Genomic DNA, 19,460 nt, shown 5'->3' with positions numbered 1-19,460 from the left:
CCATGTTCGGAGCCACTCACAGGAGCCAGTACGCGGTCCGCCCGTCCCCCACAGGAGGGACGGGCGGAGTCATACCTGAGGACGATGCCTACAGTTCGAACGCCTCGTACTCTCCGCCGTCGTCCGCTCCGACGGCCGACGCGATCGCCGCGATGGTGGGCTCCTCGAAGACGGCGGCGAGCGTCAGGTCCACGCCGAAGACGTCCCGGATCCGGGAGACCAGCTGGGTGGCCAGCAGCGAATGCCCGCCGAGGTCGAAGAAGTTGTCCTCGACGCCGACGCGTTCCACGCCCAGGAGCTCGGTCCATGTCCCGGCGAGGATCCGCTCGGTCCCGGTGCGGGGTGCCACGTAGGCCCGTGCCGTCGTCGCCCGTGCCCCGTCGTCCGGCTCGGGGAGCGCCGCGCGGTCCACCTTGCCGTTCGTGGTGAGGGGCAGCTCGGCCAGTTCGATGAACACCGACGGGACCATGAACGCCGGCAGCCGGTCACCCGCGTAGGCCCTCAGTTCCTCGACGGAGGGGATGCCGTCGGCCTGGTCGGCCGGGACCAGGTAGGCGAGCAGCCGACGGCCGGTGTCCTCACCGCTCGCGGTGACCACAGCCGTCCGCACCATCGGATGGGCGGCGAGCAGCGCCTCCACCTCCCCCGGCTCGATCCGGAAGCCACGGACCTTGACCTGGTCGTCGGCGCGGCCGAGGAACTCCAGCTGCCCGTCCGGCGACCAGCGGACCCGGTCGCCCGAGCGGTACATCCGCGCGCCGTCGCCCGTGAAGGGGTCGGGCAGGAAGCGTTCGGCGGTGAGCGCGGCACGGCCGAGGTATCCGCGCGCCAACTGGGCTCCGGCGATGAACAGCTCCCCCGCGACGCCGACCGGAACCGGGCGCAGCCGCGAATCCAGCACGTACACACGGGTGTTGGCGACCGGCCCGCCGATCGGCGGCGCCTGTCCGCGGTCCCCCTCGCAGGCTGCGACCGTCGCGCACACCGTCGTCTCGGTCGGGCCGTAGGCGTTGAACAGGCGACGGCCGACGGACCACTGGGCGGCCAACCGGCCGTCGAGCCTTTCACCCGCCGTGATCAGGGTCGATACGCCACTGAACCCGGCCGGGCTCAGGGCGTCCAGCAGGGACGGCGGCACGGTGGCCACGCTCACTCCGGTACGCGCGGCGAGCGCTGCCAGGCGGCCCGGTTCGGCACGGTCCGCCGCCTCGGCCACGACGAGGGTGCCCCCGGCCGCGAGCGCCATCAGCAGCTCCCACACCGACGCGTCGAACCCGAACGGCGCGAACTGCAGGACCACATCGCCCCGGCCCGTGCCGAGCGCCTCACGCTGGGCCGTCACCAGACTGACCGCTCCCGCGTGGGTGACCTGCACGCCCTTCGGCCGCCCCGTGGATCCGGACGTATAGATCACATACGCCAACTGATCCGCGTGCACGGGGACTTCGGGCGGGGCCGAGGGCAGTGACCGCAGGGAGTTCCGCAGTGCGGGATCGTCCATGACGACAGTCCGGAGCCTTCCCACCGGCAGGTCGTCGACCACCTCGTCGGTGCCGAGGAGCACACCCGCACCACTGTCGGCGAGCATGAACTCCAGTCGGTCCACCGGGTATTCGGGATCCAGCGGCAAATAGGCGCCGCCGGCCTGCCAGACCGCGATGATGGCCACGATCATGTCGATGCCGCGCGGCAGGCACACCGCGACCACGGTGTCGTCGCCGACGCCCGCGCCACGCAGGTAGTGCGCCAACCGGCCCGAGCGTTCCAGCAGTTCGCCGTAGTCGACCGACGTCTCACCGAACATCACGGCGGTCGCACCCGGCGCCTCGGCCGCGGCGGCCGCGATCAGCTCGTGCACGCCGCCCACCGCGGGCAGAGCCTCGGCCGTGTCGTTCCAGCCGTGGACCAGCACGTCGTGCGTGTCGGCGTCCAGCAACGGCAGCTCGCCGAGCCGCTGTCCGGCGTCCCTGGCGACCGCGTCCAGCAGCGTGCCGAGTTGTGCCGCCATCCGCTCGACCGTGCCGGGGTCGAACAGCGCGGTGCTGTACTCGATCTGCCCGTTCAGGGCGCCGCCCGCGTCCGTCAGCACCAGCCGCAGATCGAAGCGGGTGGTCATGCCGCTGCCGGTGTCACCGAGGAACGAGTCGGCGTCCGGGTCACCGTCGTCCAGGTCGCCGTCGACAGGCACCGGCCCGCCCTTGCCGTCCCCGGCCCGGCCCTCCTCGGTGAAGTAGTTGAACAGCACCTGGAACAGCGGGCTGCGCGACCGGTCCCGCTCGACGACCAGGTCGTCGACCAGCTGCTCGAACGGGAGATCCTGGTGCGCGTACGCGTCGAGCGCCATGGAGCGGACACGGCCGAGCAGTTCGGTGAACGTCGGGTCGCCGGACAGGTCGGCCCGCATGACCAGGGTGTTGACGAAGAACCCGATCAGATCCTCGGTCTCGGCCCGGTTCCGGTTCGCCACCGGCGTGCCCACGACGACGTCCTCCGTACCGGCGTACCGGCTCAACAGGACGTCGAAGGCCGCCAGCAGCGTCATGAACATCGTCGTGCCGCTGCGCCGGGCCAACGCCCGCAGCGACTCCATCGTCTGTGCCGCGACCGTGAACCGGGTGTACGCGCCGGCCGGTGACCACACCGCGGGGCGCGGGCGGTCCGTAGGCAGTTCCAGTGTCGGGACGTCCGACAACTGGTTCCGCCAGTACTCCAGTTGTCCGTCCAGCACATCTCCGGTCAGCCACTGCCGCTGCCAGAGGGCGAAGTCCGCGTACTGCACGGCGAGCGCGGGCAGCGACGGCGTACGGCCCGCACGCAACTCGTCGTACAGATACGCCAGTTCACGCTGGAAGATCCGCGTGGACCATTCGTCGGACACGACGTGGTGCATCGACAGCGCCAGTACGTGTTCGTCGGGCGCCACGCGGATGAGCATGGCCCGGATCAGCGGACCGTCCGCCAGGTCGAACGGCGTCGCCTCGTCGGCCGCGACCAGTTTCCCGGCCGCGTGCAAGGGGTCGCCCTCGGTCGAGACATCGATCAGCGGAAGCGGGAACACCGACGGCGGATCGATCAGCTGGTACGCCACGCCGTCCGGGCCGGCCACCAGCCGGGTCCGCAGCACCTCGTGCCGGGCGACGATCGCGCTCAGCGCGTCCTGGAGGGCGGGAACGTCGAGGTCCCGGCCCATGCGCACCCGCATCGGGAGGCTGTACTCCAGCGACCCGGGCTCCAGTTGGTCGAGGAACCACAGGCGCTGCTGGGCGAAGGACAGCGGCAGTTCGCGGTCCCGGGCGACCGGTGTCACCGGCCGCGCGTCGACCCGCTCCGACGACTCCGCGATCACCGCCGCCAGTCCCCGTACCGTCGGGTGGTCGAACAGTGTGGCGAGCGGGATCTCCGCTCCGAGGACGTCCCGGATACGGGAGACGACCTGGGTGGCCAGCAGCGAGTGTCCGCCCAGCTCGAAGAAGTTGTCCTCGGCGCCGACCCGGTCCACGGGCAGCAGACCGTGCCAGATCCCCGCGAGCAGTTCCTCCACCGCGCCCGAGGGAGCGACGAAGCCTTCCACGTCGGTGCGGCCGATCTCCGGCGCCGGCAGGGCGGCCCGGTCCAGTTTCCCGTTGGGAGTCAGCGGCAGGGACGCCACCTCGACGAAGACCGACGGGACCATGAACTCGGGCACGCTACGCCGGACATGCTCGCGCAGTTCGGCCGTCGCCGGGATGCCCTCGGCAGGATCGTCGGGGACCAGGTGGGCGACCAGTGCCCGGTCCGCCGCCTCGCCCCACGTCGTCACGACCGCCGACCGCACGGCGGGGTGAGCGGCGAGGACCGCCTCGACCTCGCCGGGCTCGATGCGGAACCCGCGTACCTTCACCTGGTGGTCGACGCGGCTCAGGAACTCCAGACGTCCGTCGGCCCGCCAGCGCACCTGGTCGCCGGAGCGGTACGCCCGCGACCCGTCACCGGCGAACGGATCCGCCACGAACCGCTCCGCCGTCAGCGCGGGCCGGCCCCCGTAGGCCCGGGCCAGGCTCGCCCCGGCGATGTAGAGCTCGCCCGCGACGCCGACCGGCACCGGGTTCAGCCGGTCGTCCAGCACCAGCAGCCGTACGTTGGTGAGGGGTTCGCCGATGGGGATCAGCCCGCCCGGCGACCAGTCCGCCGTACCGCCCGGGCCGGCGCCCGGACGCGGGCAGACCATGCTGGCCGCATCGATGGTGTTCTCCGTCGGGCCGTACAGGTTCGCCACGACGGCCGTGTCGTTCCTTGTGTAGAAGTGGGCCACATCGGCCGCGGACAACGCCTCGCCACCGCAGAACACGGCGCGCAGCGAGGGCAGCGACGATGGCCACGTGTGCGACACGAACAGTTTGAACAGTGAGGGCACGAACTGCACCACCGAGATCTGCCGGGCCTCCAGCAGCCCCACCAGATAGTCCAGGTCCCCGTGCCGCCCCGGCGCGGCGATCACCAGCTCGGCGCCGTTCGACAGTGGCCAGAACAGCTCCCACACCGACGCGTCGAAGGTCAGCGGCGTCTTGTGCAGCACCCGTTCCGACGCGTCCAGCTCGTGGCGGTCCTGCATCCACGAGACACGGTTGAGGACACCCCGGTGGGTGATCTGGACACCCTTCGGACGTCCGGTCGAGCCCGAGGTGTAGATGACGTAGGCGAGTTGCTGCGGGTGCACCGATACCCGTGCCGACGTGGACGGCAGTCCCGCGATGTCCGCGCGAGTGTCCGGATCGTCGAGCCAGACGACGGTGTCCAGCGCACCGCCCGCGGCCAGGTCGGCGGCCACCGCCCGGTGCCCGACCAGTGTCGAGGCGCCGCTGTCGGCGAGCATGAACTCCAGCCGCTCGCGCGGGTATTCAGGGTCGAGCGGGAGGTAGGCAGCGCCGGCCTGCCATACGGCCAGCACCGCCGCCACCATGTCCGGACCACGCTCCAGGCACAGCGCCACCACCGACTCGGCCCCCACACCCGCGTCGCGCAGGTGGTGTGTGAGCCGATTCGCCCGGGCCATCAACTCGCCGTACGTGAGGGTCAGTTCCCCTGATACGACGGCCACCGCGTCCGGTGTCGCGGCCGCCTGACCTGCGATCAGCTCGAGCATACCGGCCACCGCGGGCAGCTCCGCGGGGGTGTCCGTCCACTCGTGCAGCAGTTGGTGCCGCTCGGCCGCGGTCAGCAGCGGCAGCTCGCGCACGCTCCGGTCCGCGTCGTCGGTGACGGCCCGGAGCAGCGTGACCAGATGTCCCGCCATCCGCTCGATGGTGCCGGCGTCGAACAGGGCGGTGCTGTACTGGATCTCACCGGCCAGGGCGCCCCCGTCCTCCCCCAGGTTCATCATCAGGTCGAACTTCACCGGCAGGGATTCAGGCAAGGACGCGGAGACGGACGAGGAGGCGGTCTCCGAGACGGGCGCCGAATCGGTGTCCTCGCCGATGCCCGCACCGGTGGTCTCGCGCGGGCCGCCCCGCTCTTCCGCGGTGTAGCTGAAGAGCGCCTGGAAAAGCGGCGTACGGGACCGGTCGCGCTCCACGACCAGATCGTCCACCAGTTGCTCGAACGGCAGGTCCTGGTGGGCGTACGCGCCAAGCGCGGTCTCGCGCACCCGACGCAGCACCTCGGTGAAGGACGGGTCGCCGGACAGGTCCGTGCGCATGACCAGGGTGTTGACGAAGAACCCGATCAGGTCCTCGGTCTCGGCCCGGTTCCGGTTGGCCACCGGTGTGCCGATCGCGACATCCTCCGTGTCTCCATAGCGGCCCATGAGGACGTCGAAGGCGGCGAGCAGCGTCATGAACATCGTCGTGCCGTGCTCACGTGACAGCGCCCGCAGGGCGTCCGCGGTCTCCTCCGGGACGCTGAACCTCGCCGCCGCGCCATCGGTGGAGCGCACGGGTCGGCGGGGCCGGTCGGTCGGCAGGTCCAGCGTCGGTACGTCCGCCAACTTGTCGCGCCAGTAGCCGACTTGCTCGTCGAGGACTTCCCCGGTGAGCCAGTTCCGCTGCCAGGCGGCGAAGTCCGCGTACTGGAGCCCGAGCGGCGGCAGCGGGTCCGGCTCCCCGGACCTGAAGGCCTCGTACAGCGCCAGCAACTCGCGCTGCAGGACACGGTCCGACCACTCGTCGAAGACGACGTGGTGCATCGCCAGGGCCAGTACGTGGTCGTCCGGGGCCAGGTGGACGAGGGTGGCGCGGACGAGGGGCCCCCGGGCGAGGTCGAAGAGAGCCAGGGCGTCCTCGATGATCAGACCGTCCGCCTCCCGCTGTGGATCCTCGCCGCCCGACACGTCCAGCAGCCGGAGGGAGACCGGGGCCGGTGGGTCGACGAGCTGGTGCGGGACACCGTCGGCGTCGGCCACCAGACGGGTGCGCAGCACCTCGTGCCGGGCAACGACCGCGTCCAGCGCCGTGCGCAGGGCCGGGACGTCGATGTCACCGGTCAGGCGCAGACGGGTCGACATGTTGTACTCGGTCGAACCCGGCTCCAGCTGGTTCAGGAACCACAGCCGCTGCTGCGCGAACGACAGAGGCAGCGCCGCGTCCCGGGCGACGGCTGTCATCGGGGGCGCGGCGTCCCGGGCGGATCGGTCGATGACCGAGGCCAGGCCTCGGACGGTGGGGGCGTCGAACAGGTCTGCAAGAGACACCTCGACGCTGAACGCCTCCCGGATGCGGGAGACCGCCAGCGTGGCGAGGAGGGAATGCCCGCCGAGGTCGAAGAAGCCGTCCGTGGCACCGACCCGCTCCACACCCAGCACCTGGGCCCAGATCCCGGCGAGAAGTTCCTCAGTCGCCCCGGACGGCTCCGAGAAACCGCCGAGGCCCGCACGGGACGCGTCCGGCGCCGGGAGAGCAGACCGGTTGATCTTTCCGTTCGGGGTCAGCGGCAGGGCCGAAAGCTCGATGAACAACGACGGGACCATGTAGTCGGGCAGGGACCGATGCAGGTGCTCACGCAGCACCTCCGGGACCGGGATGCCGTGGGTGGGGTCGGCGGGCACCAGGTAAGCCACCAGACGGCGATCGCCGCCGTGCCCGTGCGCGGTCACCACCGCCGCACTGACCCGCGGATGACCGGTCAGAGCGGTCTCGATCTCACCCGGCTCGATCCGGAAGCCCCGCACCTTCAGCTGATCGTCGGCCCGGCCCAAAAACTCCAGCCGGCCCCCGGCCAGCCACCGCACCCGGTCCCCCGTGCGATACAGACGACCACCATCAGCAGCAAACGGATCCGGAAGGAACCGCTCACCCGTCAGCGCCCGACGACCAAGATACCCACGCGTCACCCCAGCACCGCCGATGAACAACTCACCACCGACCCCGACCGGAACCGGATTCAACCGCTCATCCAGCACATAGACCCGCGTGTTCGCGATCGGCACACCGATCGAGGGAACCCTCCCGGACACCCGCTCACACGCCGACCACACCGTGGTCTCCGTCGGCCCGTACATGTTCCACACACCGGCCGTGCGCTCCACCAACGCCGCCGCCAACGACACCGGCAACGCCTCACCCCCGCACAGCACCCGCAGACCCGGCACACCGTCCCAGCCGTCGGACACCAGCATCTGCCACGTCGCCGGCGTCGCCTGCATCACCGTCGCACCCACCCGCACCAGCTCACCCGCCAGTGCGGCGGGCACTCCTGCCACCTCACCGCCGGCCACCACGACCCGGGCACCCGACACCAGCGGCAACCACAACTCAAGCCCCGCAATGTCGAAGCCCAGCGTCGTCACCGCCAACAGCACATCACCGGCATCCAGCCCCGGCCTCTCCGACATCGCGGTCAGGAAGTTCACCAGGTTCCCGTGCGAGACCTGCACACCCTTCGGCCGCCCCGTCGACCCCGACGTATACAACACATACGCCAACTGGCCAGTCTCTATCGCCACTTCAGGAGCCGTCACGGGATACCCGGCCAGCGTCTCCACCATCGCCGGATCGTCCAGCCAGAGCGCCGACTCCACCTCAGCCCTCGCCACCAGACCCGCAGCAGCAGCCCGATGCCCGACCAGCACCGACGCCCCACTGTCCGCCAGCATGAACTCCAACCGCTCCACCGGGAACTCCGGATCCAACGGCAGATACGCTCCGCCCGCCTGCCACACCGCCAACGCGGCGACAGCCAGATCCACCCCACGCTCCAGGCACAGCGCCACCACCGACTCCGCACCCACACCAAGCCCCCGCAGGTGATGCGCCAGCCGGTTCGCCCGCGCCACCAGCCCGCCATACGTCAGCGACACATCACCCGACACGACAGCCACCGCATCCGGCACCACACCCGCCCGCCCGGCAATCCACTCATGCACACCGGCCACCGACACCGGCAAAGCCACCACCGTGTCGTTCCAGCCCCGCGTCAGCTGATCCACCTCGTCTGCGGCCAGCAGCGGCAGCTCAGCCACCCGCTGATCCGCATCAACGGCGACCGACTCCAGCAGCCGCACCAGATGCCCCGCCATCCGCTCCACCGTCACCGCATCGAACAACGCCGTACTGAACTGGATCTCCGCGGTCAGAGCACCGCCGGATTCAGCCAGGGCAAGCATCAGGTCGTACTTGACCGGCAAGGGACCGGAGTTACGGCCCGGACCCGCGTCGGGCTCGGCTCCCGTTTCCTCGTGGTGGACGTCGTCAGGGGCCGCTGCCGCGTAGGTGTAGAGGACCTGGAACAGCGGGGTACGGGAGCGGTCCCGCTCCACGACCAGGTCGTCCACCAGTTGCTCGAACGGCACATCCTGATGCCCGTAGGCACCCAACGCGGTCTCCCGCACCCGCCCCAGCACATCCGCGAACGACGGATCACCGGAGAGATCTGCTCGCATGACCAGTGTGTTGACGAAGAACCCGATCAGGTCCTCCGTCTCGGCACGGTTCCGGTTCGCCACCGGCGTGCCCACCACCACATCGTCCGAGCCGGCGTAGCGGCCCAGCAGCACGCTGAACGCCGCCAGCAGTGTCATCGACATCGTCGTTCCACTGCGGCCGGAAAGGGCACGCAGGGCCTCCGCGGTCCTGTCCGGGACCGAGAACCTGTGCACCGCGCCCTCGGTGGACCGGACGGGCGGGCGCGGCCGGTCCGCGGGAAGTTCCAGGACCGGGACTCCGGCCAGTTCCTGCCGCCAGTAGTCCAGTTGCCCTTCAAGAACGTCGCCGGTCAGCCATGCGCGCTGCCAGACCGCGAAGTCCGCGTACTGCACCGGCAGCGGCGGCAGCGGATCCGGCCCACCCGCACGGAACGCCTCGTACAGGGCGAGCAGTTCACGCTGAAGGATGCGGTCCGACCACTCGTCGGACACCACGTGGTGCGTGGACAGAGCCAGTACGTGTTCGTCCTGGGCCAGCCGGATCAGCGTGGCGCGGATCATCGGACCGTTCGCCAGGTCGAAGGGCGTGACGGCATCCGCCGTGAGCACCTCCCGCGTGATCGCAGTGGGGTTGGTGCTTCCTGACACGTCGACCACCGGCAGGGCGAACTCCGACGGCGGGTCGATCACCTGGTACGCGGCTCCGTCGGCGCCCGTCGTCAGCCGGGTGCGCAGCACCTCGTGCCGGGCGACGACCGCGCTCAGCGCCGCGGCCAGGGCGTCGACGTCCACGGCGTGCCGCCATCGCATCGGCGTGGGCAGGTTGTACTCGACGGAACCGGGCTCCAGTTGGTCGAGGAACCACAGGCGCTGCTGCGCGAAGGACAGTGGCAGTGCCTGGGTGCGGTCCGCGTGCGTGATCGGCGGCAGGACGTCGTCTCGTCCCGCGCCGTCGACCGCCGCTGCCAGCTCCCTCACGGTCGGCGCGTCGAAGAGGGTGGCGAGAGGTATCTCGACCCGGAAGGCCTCCCGGATGCGGGAGATCACCTGGGTGGCCAGGAGGGAGTGGCCGCCGAGGTCGAAGAAGCCGTCCGTGACGCCGACCCGGTCCGCGCCGAGTACCTGGGCCCAGATACCGGCGAGGAGTTCCTCGGTCGTGGTCACCGGAGCGACGTGGCGGCTCTCGGGCCGCGGCCCCTCGGGCTCGGGCAGGGCGAACCGGTTGATCTTTCCGTTCGGTGTGAGGGGAAGCGCCGGCAGTTCCATGAAGAGCGACGGGACCATGTATTCCGGCAGCGTCTGCCGTACATGCTCACGCAGCTCTCCCGGCGGCGGAGTGCTTCCGCCCTCCTCGCTCGCCACCAGGTAGGCCACCAGGCGGCGTTCGGCTCCCTCACCGTGTGCGGAGACGACCGCCGAACCGATCCGCGGATGCAGGGCCAGAGCGAACTCGATCTCGCCCGGCTCGATCCGGAAGCCGCGGACCTTCAGCTGGTCGTCGGCCCGGCCGAGGAACTCCAGGCGGCCGTCGGCCGGCCGGCGCACCCGGTCGCCGGTCCGGTACAGCCGGCCTCCGTCCGCGACGAACGGGTCCGCCACGTACCGCTCGGCCGTCAGCGCCTGGCGACCGAGATAGCCACGGGTCACACCGGCGCCGCCGATGAACAGCTCACCCGGCACGCCCACCGGCACAGGAGCCAGTCGCTCGTCCAGCACGTACACCCGCGTATTCGCGATCGGTGCACCGATACCGGGTATGCCGCCGTCGACGGGTTCGCACGCCGACCAGATCGTGGTCTCGGTGGGTCCGTACATGTTCCACACGCCGGCCGTGCGCTCCACCAGTGCCGCGGCCAAGGACGTCGGCAGTGCCTCACCGCCGCACAGGGCACGCAGGCCGGGCACACCGTCCCAGCCGTCGGACACCAGCATCTGCCACGTCGCCGGGGTCGCCTGCATCACCGTCGCACCCACCCGCACCAGCTCACCCGCCAGTGCGGCGGGCACTCCTGCCACCTCACCGCCGGCCACCACGACCCGGGCGCCCGACACCAGCGGCAACCACAACTCAAGACCCGCGATGTCGAAGCCCAGCGTCGTCACCGCCAGCAGCACATCCTCGCCGTCCAGCCCCGGGCGTCCGGCCATCGCCGACAGGAAACTGACCAGGTTGGCGTGCGAGACCTGCACACCCTTCGGCCGACCCGTCGACCCCGACGTGTACAGCACATAGGCCAACTGGGCAGCTTCGACGTCGACTTCGAGTGGATCGGACGACTGCGTGTCCAGCACGGCGTCGGTGGACGGATCGTCCAGCCAGACCACCGATTCCACACTCACACCCGCGCCTGTGTCCGTGTCCGTGCCGGCCACCAGAGCGGCGGCGACGGACCGGTGGCCCACCAGTACCGACGCGCCGCTGTCGGCGAGCATGAACTCCAGCCGCTCCTCCGGGAACTCCGGATCCAACGGCAGGTAGGCACCGCCCGCCTGCCACACCGCCAACGCGGCCACCACCATGTCCACCCCGCGAGGCAGGCACAGCGCCACCACGGACTCGGAGCCCACTCCCACCTGACGAAGATGACGCGCGAGACGGTTCGCCCGTCCCGTGAGCCCGCCGTACGTCAAGGACACGTCGCCCGACACCACGGCCACCGCGTCCGGCGCAGTCTGCGCGCGCCCCGCGATCAGCTCATGCACCCCGCCCGCCGACGGCAGGGGGGCCGCCGTGTCGTTCCACTCCCTCAGCAGCCGATCCCGCTCCACCGCGGTCAGCACCGGCAGCTCACCCACCCGCCGGCCACCGTCCTCGGCCATCGCCTCCAGGACCGTAGCCAGGTGTCCGGCCATCCGTTCCACGGTTCCGGCGTCCAGGCGAGCACGGTCGTACGACAGCTTGACGCGGAGTTCACGGCCGAAGCCGGCCGTGATGTGGAGGGGGTAGTTGACCTGCTCGCGCCCGTAGTCGAGGCCGGCTTCGAGGCCGTCGGCGGCGGAGTTCTCCCGGCTCGCGGCCAGGGTCTGGTCGGGGTAGTTCTCGAATACGAAGAGGGTGTCGAACAGGGCCTGGCCTGGCGGCAGTTCGCTGCACTCCGTGATCGTCACGAGCGAGGTGTGCTCGTACTTTCGGGCGCGCACCTGCTCGTCCTGGAGCTCGGCGAGCCAGTCGGTCACCGGCCGGTCCCGGTCGACCCGGACGCGTACCGGCGTGGTGTTGATCAGCAGGCCGACCATCTCGGCCATACCGTCGATCTGATCGCCGCGGCCCGAGGAGGTCACGCCGAACACCACGTCGTCGCTGTCGGCGTACAGGCCGAGCACCAGCGCGCACGCGCCCTGCACCACGGTGTTCACCGTCAGCCGGTGCCGGCGGGCGAACTCGGCCAGGCCGGCGGCGGCCTCGGTCGACGGCAGGGAGACCACTCGTTCGTCGCGGCCGCTGTCGCCGGTGGCGTGGGCGACTCCGAGAGACGTGGTTCCGGTGATGCCGGACAGCCGTTCGCGCCAGTACTCCCGTGCCTCGTCGCCGTCCTGGGCGGTGGTCCAGGCGATGAAGTCCCGGAAGGACGCGCGGGGTCCGAGGTCCGGCACGCTTCCCCGGCGCAGTGCCTGGTAGGCCTCCAGCATCTCGCCCATGACGATGGGCAGACTCCAGCCGTCGAGGAGCAAGTGGTGATAGCTCCAGAAGAGTTGGTGCCGGTCGTCGGCCAGCCGGACCAGTGCGAGGCGCACCAGGGTGGGAGCGGAGAAGTCGGCGCCACGGGCCCAGTCGGCCGACAGGTGGTCCTCGATCGCCCGCTGCCGCGCCCCCTCCGCCAGGTGGGAGAGGTCGAGGTCCTCGAACGGCAGGGGTACGGTCCGGGAGACCACGGCCAGTGGTTCGGGCACGCCGTCCCACACCACCGTGGTACGGAGCACCTCGTGCCGGGCGAACACCAGCTCACAGGCGCGCTTGAGGGCGTCGAGGTCCAGTTCGCCCTCCAGCAGCATGCCGTTCTGGACCCAGTACATGCCGGGATCGGCGGACAGCCGGGTGTGGAACAGCATGCCCTGCTGGAGTGCGGTCAGCGGATAGATGTCGTCGATCGTCGTGGGCAGCTGCCGTCCGACGCGGTCGATGGTCTGCTGGTCGACGCTGGCCAGGGGGAAGTCCGACGGGGTGTTCCCGTGGACGTCGGGCTCGCAGCAGTACTCGATGAGGTCGCTCAGGACATCGGCGTACCGCTGTGCGAGCCGCTGGACCGTCGTCTCGTCGTGCACCTCGCTGCCGTACGTCCACACCATTTCCAGACGGCCGTCGGCCACCCGGCAGTTGACGTCGATGAGGTGGGCGCGGTCACCCGCCTGCGACCATGCCCGGCCCAGCGAGCCACGGCCGGGGCGGAACGGTCCCGTCTCACCGCCGGAAGTGCCAGAAGCACCAGCGGCGCCAGAAGCACCTACGTCGTTAGCGGCGTCAGGAGCGCCAGGAGCGCCCGCGGTACCCGGAGCGCCGGTCGCGGACTCGTGGGTGTCGGTGCGTCGGTCGCGCTGGCTCAGATAGTTGAAGCTGACCTCCGGCGCCGGGCCCGTACGCGGGAGGCGGTCCGTGAGGTGGCGGAGCAGGCCGTGTCCCAGGCCCTTCCTGGGGACCGCCCGGAGGTACTCCTTCGTGCGGCGGAGGGCGGCTCCGAGGTCGCCGTCCCGGGCGCCGGTCAGGGCGACCGGGTACATGCTCGTGAACCAACCGACGGTGCGGGACACGTCGATGTCGGCGCCGACGTCCTCGCGGCCGTGGCCCTCCAGGTCCACGACGACCGACGGGACGCGCGCCCACGGGGCGAGGACCATGCCGAGCGCGGTGAGCAGCACGTCGTTGATCTGCGTCCGGAACGCGCTCGGCACCTCGCGCAGGAGCCGCTCGGTCTGCTGGGCTCCGAGCGCGGTGACGACGTCCCTGGCCGAGGCCACACTGTTGTGCCCGTCCCGGTCGCGCGGGAGCGGCGCGGCCGAGGTCTCGATCTCCTGCCAGTAGGCGGCCTCGTCCGTGACCTCCGCGGAGGCCGCCAGTTCGCCGAGCCGCTGCGACCAGCGCTGGAACGACGTCGTCTTGGCGGGCAGTTCCACCGTCGTGGCACCGCGTGCGGCCTGCTCGTACGCCGATGTCAGGTCTTCGAGCAGGATCGGCCAGGAGACGGCGTCCACGGCCAGGTGGTGGACGACCAGGAGAAGCAGTTGGCCGCGCTCGCCCCGGTCGAAGAGTGCCAGTCGCAGCAGCGGGCCGTCGTGCAGATCGAGCGCGGCCTGCACCTCAGTTGCACGGGCTTCCAGGTACTCCTCCGCGCCGTCCGTCATGTCGTCCGCCGCGTGGCCGGCTTCGCCGTCCGCGGCGGGGGCGTCGATCACCGTCACCAGGTCGGCCGGCTCGGAGGCCGACACCCGCCCGGTCCACACACCGTCGGCGTCCCGTACGAAGCGGGAGCGCAGCGCGTCGTGCTGCCCGACGACGGCGTGTGCGGCCGCTCGGAGCGCGGCGGTGTCCACCCGGCCGACGGCCTCCAGGACCACCGACTGGTTGAAGTGCGACGGGTCGGGCAGTTCACGTTCCAGGTACCAGTGCTGGATGGGGGTCAGCTGGAACTCTCCGCTGACCAGGCCCTGTTCGGCGTCCGCGGCGCTCTCGCCCGATGCCACGGAAGCCAGGGACGCCACCGTCTGGTGGTCGAACAGCTGTGCCGCGGTGACGTGGACGCCGAACTCTCGGGCCCGGGCCACGACACGGATGCTGATGATGGAATCGCCGCCGAGGTCGAAGAAGTTGTCCTCCACGCCGACCCGGTCGAGGCCGAGGACCTGGGCCCAGGCGTCGGCGAGGATCCGTTCCACGTCGGTGCGGGGCGCGACATAGGTGCTCGCGGCCACCGCGCGCGTTCCGTCGGGCGCGGGCAGGGCCCCCCGGTCGATCTTCCCGCTCCGTGTCATCGGCATCCCGGCCATCTCGGTGAAGACCGCCGGAACCATGAACTTGGGCAGGTGCTCTCCCACGAACGCGCGCAACTCCGCGACGGGCGGCATGCCCTCGGCCATGTCGGCGGGGACCAGGTAGGCGACGAGCTTGCGCTCGGTACCGGTTCCGTACGCCGTGACGACGGCGGTCCGCACGCCGGGGTGATCGGTGAGGACCGTCTCGATCTCGCCGGGCTCGATACGGAACCCGCGGACCTTGACCTGGTTGTCGGCGCGGCCGATGAACTCCAGTCGTCCGTCGCCCAGTCGGCGCGCCCGGTCTCCCGAGCGGTACATGCGCGAGCCGTCCGCGGCGAACGGGTCGGCGAGGAAGCGTTCCGCGGTGAGGGCCCCCCGGCCGCCGTAGCCGCGGGTGACTCCGGCGCCGCCGATGAACAGCTCACCCGCGACGCCCACGGGCACCGGGTTCAGCCATTGATCGAGTACGTGGACCCGCTCGTTGACGTAAGGCGTGCCGATCGGGGGTGTGCCGTCGGACTCGACCTCGCCCGCGGTGGTGGCGATGGTGGTCTCGGTGGGGCCGTAGACGTTGAGCAGGCGCAGACGCTCGCGCCACCGTTCGGTGAGTGCGGCCTCCACACGCTCGCCGCCCACCAACACCGTGGCCAGGTCGGGGAGTTCGTCGGGTGGCAGGACCTCCAGCACGGACGGCGTCATGAACGACAGGCTCACGGCACTGCGGCGCATCAGGGAGGTCAGCCGCTCGGGCGGGGTGCGGTCCTGCGCCTCGGCCACGACCAGGGTCGCGCCCGTGGGCAGCGCCATCACCACCTCCCACACCGAGGCGTCGAAGCTGAACGAGGCGAATCCGAGCACGTGGTCGCCCGGACCGGCGTGGAGCAGCGGCCGCATCGCCTCGGCGAGAGTCGTCACCCCCCGGTGCGGCACGTGGACGCCCTTGGGACGTCCGGTCGAGCCGGAGGTGTAGATGATGTACGCGAGCTGGTCCGGCAGGACGTCTGTCCGCGGGGGTGTGGCGGGCATCGCCGCGAGGCCGGTCCAGGTGGCCGGGTCGTCCAGCCACAGCACGGTCGCCGGCGAGGTGTCGGCCGCGAGGCCGGCGGCCACCGTCTCGTGGCCCAGCAGGACCGACGCGCCCGAGTCGGCCACCATGAACTGGAGCCGTTCGAGCGGATAGGCGGGGTCGAGGGGCAGATAGCCCGCGCCCGCCAGCCACACAGCCAGGGTGGCGACCGCCATGTCCGCGCCGCGTTCCAGGCACAGTGCCACGACGGACTCGGGGCCGACGCCCGTTCGCCGCAGGTAGTGGGCGAGCCGGCTCGCGCGGGCCAGCAATGCGCTGTACGTGAGCGTGTGTTCGCCGGCCATGACGGCCACGACGTCGGGGGTGGCGGCGGCCTGGGCGGCGATCAGCTCGTGCAGACCGCCCGTGGAAGGCAGGTCCGCGGCGGTGTCGTTCCACTCGTGGACGAGCTGATGGCGTTCCGCCGGGGGCAGCACGGGAAGTTCGCCGATGTGCCGGTGCGGGTCGGCGGCGACCGCGTCGAACAGGGTGACCAGGTGACCGGTCATCCGCTGGGCGGTCGTTGCGTCGAACAGGGCGGAGCTGTACTGGAGTTCGCCGGTCAGCGAGCCGTTCTCGTCCGCCAGGGTCAGCACCAGGTCGAACTTCACGGGGATCTGCTCAGGGTCACCGTCGGTGCCCGCCTCGACGGCTGCGTCCCCGTTCACGGTGGCGCCCTCCGCGCCGCTCGCCGTGCCGTTCGCGGTACCACCGGCTGTGCCGCCCGCCGCGCCGGGCTCCTCGGGTACATAGCTGAACATGACGTCGTAGAGCGGGGTGCGGGACCGGTCCCGTTCCGTCACGAGAGCGTCGACGAGCCGGTCGAACGGCAGGTCCTGGTGCGCGTAGGCGCCCAGCGCCGTCTCCCTTACCCGGCCCAGGAGTTCGATGAAGGACGGGTTGTCGGACAGGTCGGTGCGCATGACGAGGGTGTTGACGAAGAACCCGATCAGGTCCTCCGTCTCGGCGAGGGTCCGGTTGGCCACGGGTGTGCCCAGGGCGACGTCATCGGTGTCGCCGTAGCGGCCCAACAGCACGTTGAACGCGGCCAGCAGCGTCATGAACATGGTGCTGCCGTGCTCGCGGGACAGCGCACGAAGAGCTTCGGCGGTCCCGGGCTCGACGGTGAACCTGGCGACCGCCCCTTCGGTGGACCGTACGAGGGGGCGCGGCCGGTCGGTCGGCAGCTCCAGCACCGGAGCCTGCGCCAACTGCTCTGTCCAGTAACTCAGTTGACCGTCCAGGACGTCGCCGGACAGCCACCGGCGCTGCCAGGCGGCGACATCGGCGTACTGCACGGCGAGCGGCTCCAGCGGATTCGGCTCACCCACGCGGAACGCCTCGTACAGCGCCGACAGCTCACGGCGCAGGACACGGTCCGACCACTCGTCGAAGACGACGTGGTGCATCGCGAGCGCCAGTACGTGCTCGTCCGGGGCGAGCCGGACGAGGGTGGCCCGGACGAGAGGGCCGCGTGCCAGGTCGAACGGGGTGAGCCCGTCCTTGCCGAACAGGCGGTCGGCCTCGTCCTGGGGCCGGACGCATCCGCTGACGTCCACGACCGGCAGCGGGAGCCCCGTCGGCGGGTCGATCACCTGGTGCGCGACACCGTCCGGGCCGGCCACGAGCCGGGTCCGCAGGACTTCGTGCCGGGCGACGATCGCGTCCAGCGCCGCACCGAGAGCCGGGAGGTCCACCTCGCCGGTCAGATGCACGCGGGTCGACATGTTGTATTCGGGCGAGCCCGGCTCCAACTGGTCGAGGAACCAGAGCCGTTGCTGCGCGAACGAGAGCGGCAGCGTCTCGTCGCGGGCGACGGCCGTCACCGGGGGTGCGGCGTCCCGGGCGGAACCGTCGATCACCGCGGCGAGCCCGCGCACCGTCGGACGGTCGAACAGGGCGGAGAGCGGGAGTTCGACCGCGAGGATCTCCCGCACCCGGGAGACGACCTGGCCGGCCAGCAGCGAGTGGCCGCCGAGGTCGAAGAAGCCGTCCGTGGCACCGACCCGCTCCACGCCGAGGACCCGCTCCCAGACACCGGCGAGGAGTTCCTCGGTGGCGGTGCCGGGGGCGACGTACCGGCTGCCCGAACCGGCCCGGATCCCGTCCGGCTCTGGCAGGGCCGCCCGGTCGGTCTTGCCGTTCGGGGTCAGCGGCAGCGCGGCCAGCTCGACGAACACGGACGGGACCATGAACGACGGGAGCCGCTCGCCCGCGAAGGCCCGCAGTTCGGCGGCGGCCGGGGCGCCCTCGGCCGGGTCCGCCGGGACGAGGTACGCCACCAGCCGGCGGTCCCCGCCCTCGCCGAACGCCGTCACGACCGCCGTGCGGACACCCGGGTGGGTGCCGAGCGCCGACTCGATCTCGGCGGGCTCGATGCGGTAGCCGCGGACCTTCACCTGGTCGTCGGCGCGGCCCAGGAAGTCCAACTGTCCGTCCGCCAGCCAGCGCACCCGGTCCCCGGTCCGGTACAGCCGGGAGCCGTCCCCGGCGAACGGGTCGGCCACGAACCGTTCGGCGCTGAGCGCCGGACGGTTCCCGTATCCGCGCGCCAACTGCGGCCCTGCGATGAACAGTTCACCGGGGACACCGACCGGCACGGGTTTCATGAAGGCGTCCAGGACGAACACCCGGGTGCCCGCGATGGGGGCGCCGATGGGAGGAACGCCGGGCACGTCGTGCGGCTGGGCCACCCCGATCGGGGCGATGCTCGCGCACACCGTGCTCTCCGTCGGCCCGTACGCGTTCAGCAGCCGGTGGTGGTCGCTCCAGGCGGCGGCGAGTGTCGCGTCGAGCCGTTCGCCCGCCGTGACGAGGGTGGTCATGCCGTCGAGGTCACCCGGCCGCAGCACGTCCAGGAGGGACGGCGGTACGGTCGCCACGCTGACCCCGGCACGCACGACCAGGGACGCCAGCCGTTCGGCGTCGGAACGCTCGGGCGCCTCGGCGACCACCAGGGTCGCGCCGACCGCCAGCGCCATCACCAGTTCCCACACCGACGCGTCGAAGCTGAACGGCGCGAATCCGAGCACGACGTCGTCACGTCCCGTGCCCAGCGCACTCCGCTGCGCCGTGGCCAGGCTGACCAGCCCCCGGTGGGACAGGTGCACACCCTTGGGCCGGCCGGTCGAACCGGAGGTGTAGATCACGTACGCGAGCTGGTCGGGCAGGACGCGCCCCGGCGGAGGGATGTCGGGCAGCGCCGCGAGTTCCGTCCGGGTGTCCCGGTCGTCCAGCCACACCACGGTCTCCGGTGCGGTGTGCGCCACCAGGTCGGCGGCCGTGCTCCGGTGCCCGATCAGCACCTTCGCACCGCTGTCGCCGAGCATGAACTCCAGCCGCTCGGCCGGGTATTCGGGGTCCAGCGGCAGATACGCCGCCCCCGCCTGCCAGACCGCGAGGACCGCGACCGCCAGGTCCACGCCGCGCTCCAGGCACAGTGCCACCACCGACTCGGGCCCGACGCCCGCCCGGCGCAGGCGCTGCGCGAGCCGGTTGGCCCGCAGCAGCAGTCCGTCGTACGTGAGCGACCGCTCGCCCGCCACCACGGCCACCGCGTCGCCGGACAGGTCCGCGTGCGCGGTGATCAGCTCG

Annotated in this window: 1 protein-coding gene (running past one end of the window); it reads right to left on the bottom strand. The window is 71.3% G+C overall.

Translation table 11 applies throughout. From position 1 onward, the window contains the following. Window positions 1-88 precede the first annotated feature (88 nt). On the bottom strand, window positions 89-19,460 hold the 3' portion of the coding sequence (locus OHS59_RS38030) for a non-ribosomal peptide synthase/polyketide synthase (RefSeq protein WP_328497866.1). It continues 14,036 nt past the right edge of the window; the window shows 19,372 of its 33,408 coding nt (coding positions 14,037-33,408); its start codon lies off the right edge, out of view; the stop codon is at window positions 89-91.

It is taken from the genome of Streptomyces sp. NBC_00414, from assembly GCF_036038375.1.
In the GTDB taxonomy this organism is placed as follows: Bacteria; Actinomycetota; Actinomycetes; order Streptomycetales; family Streptomycetaceae; genus Streptomyces.
The sequence above is the reverse complement of the archived record's forward strand: the minus strand, read 5'-3'. Positions and strand labels throughout refer to the sequence as shown.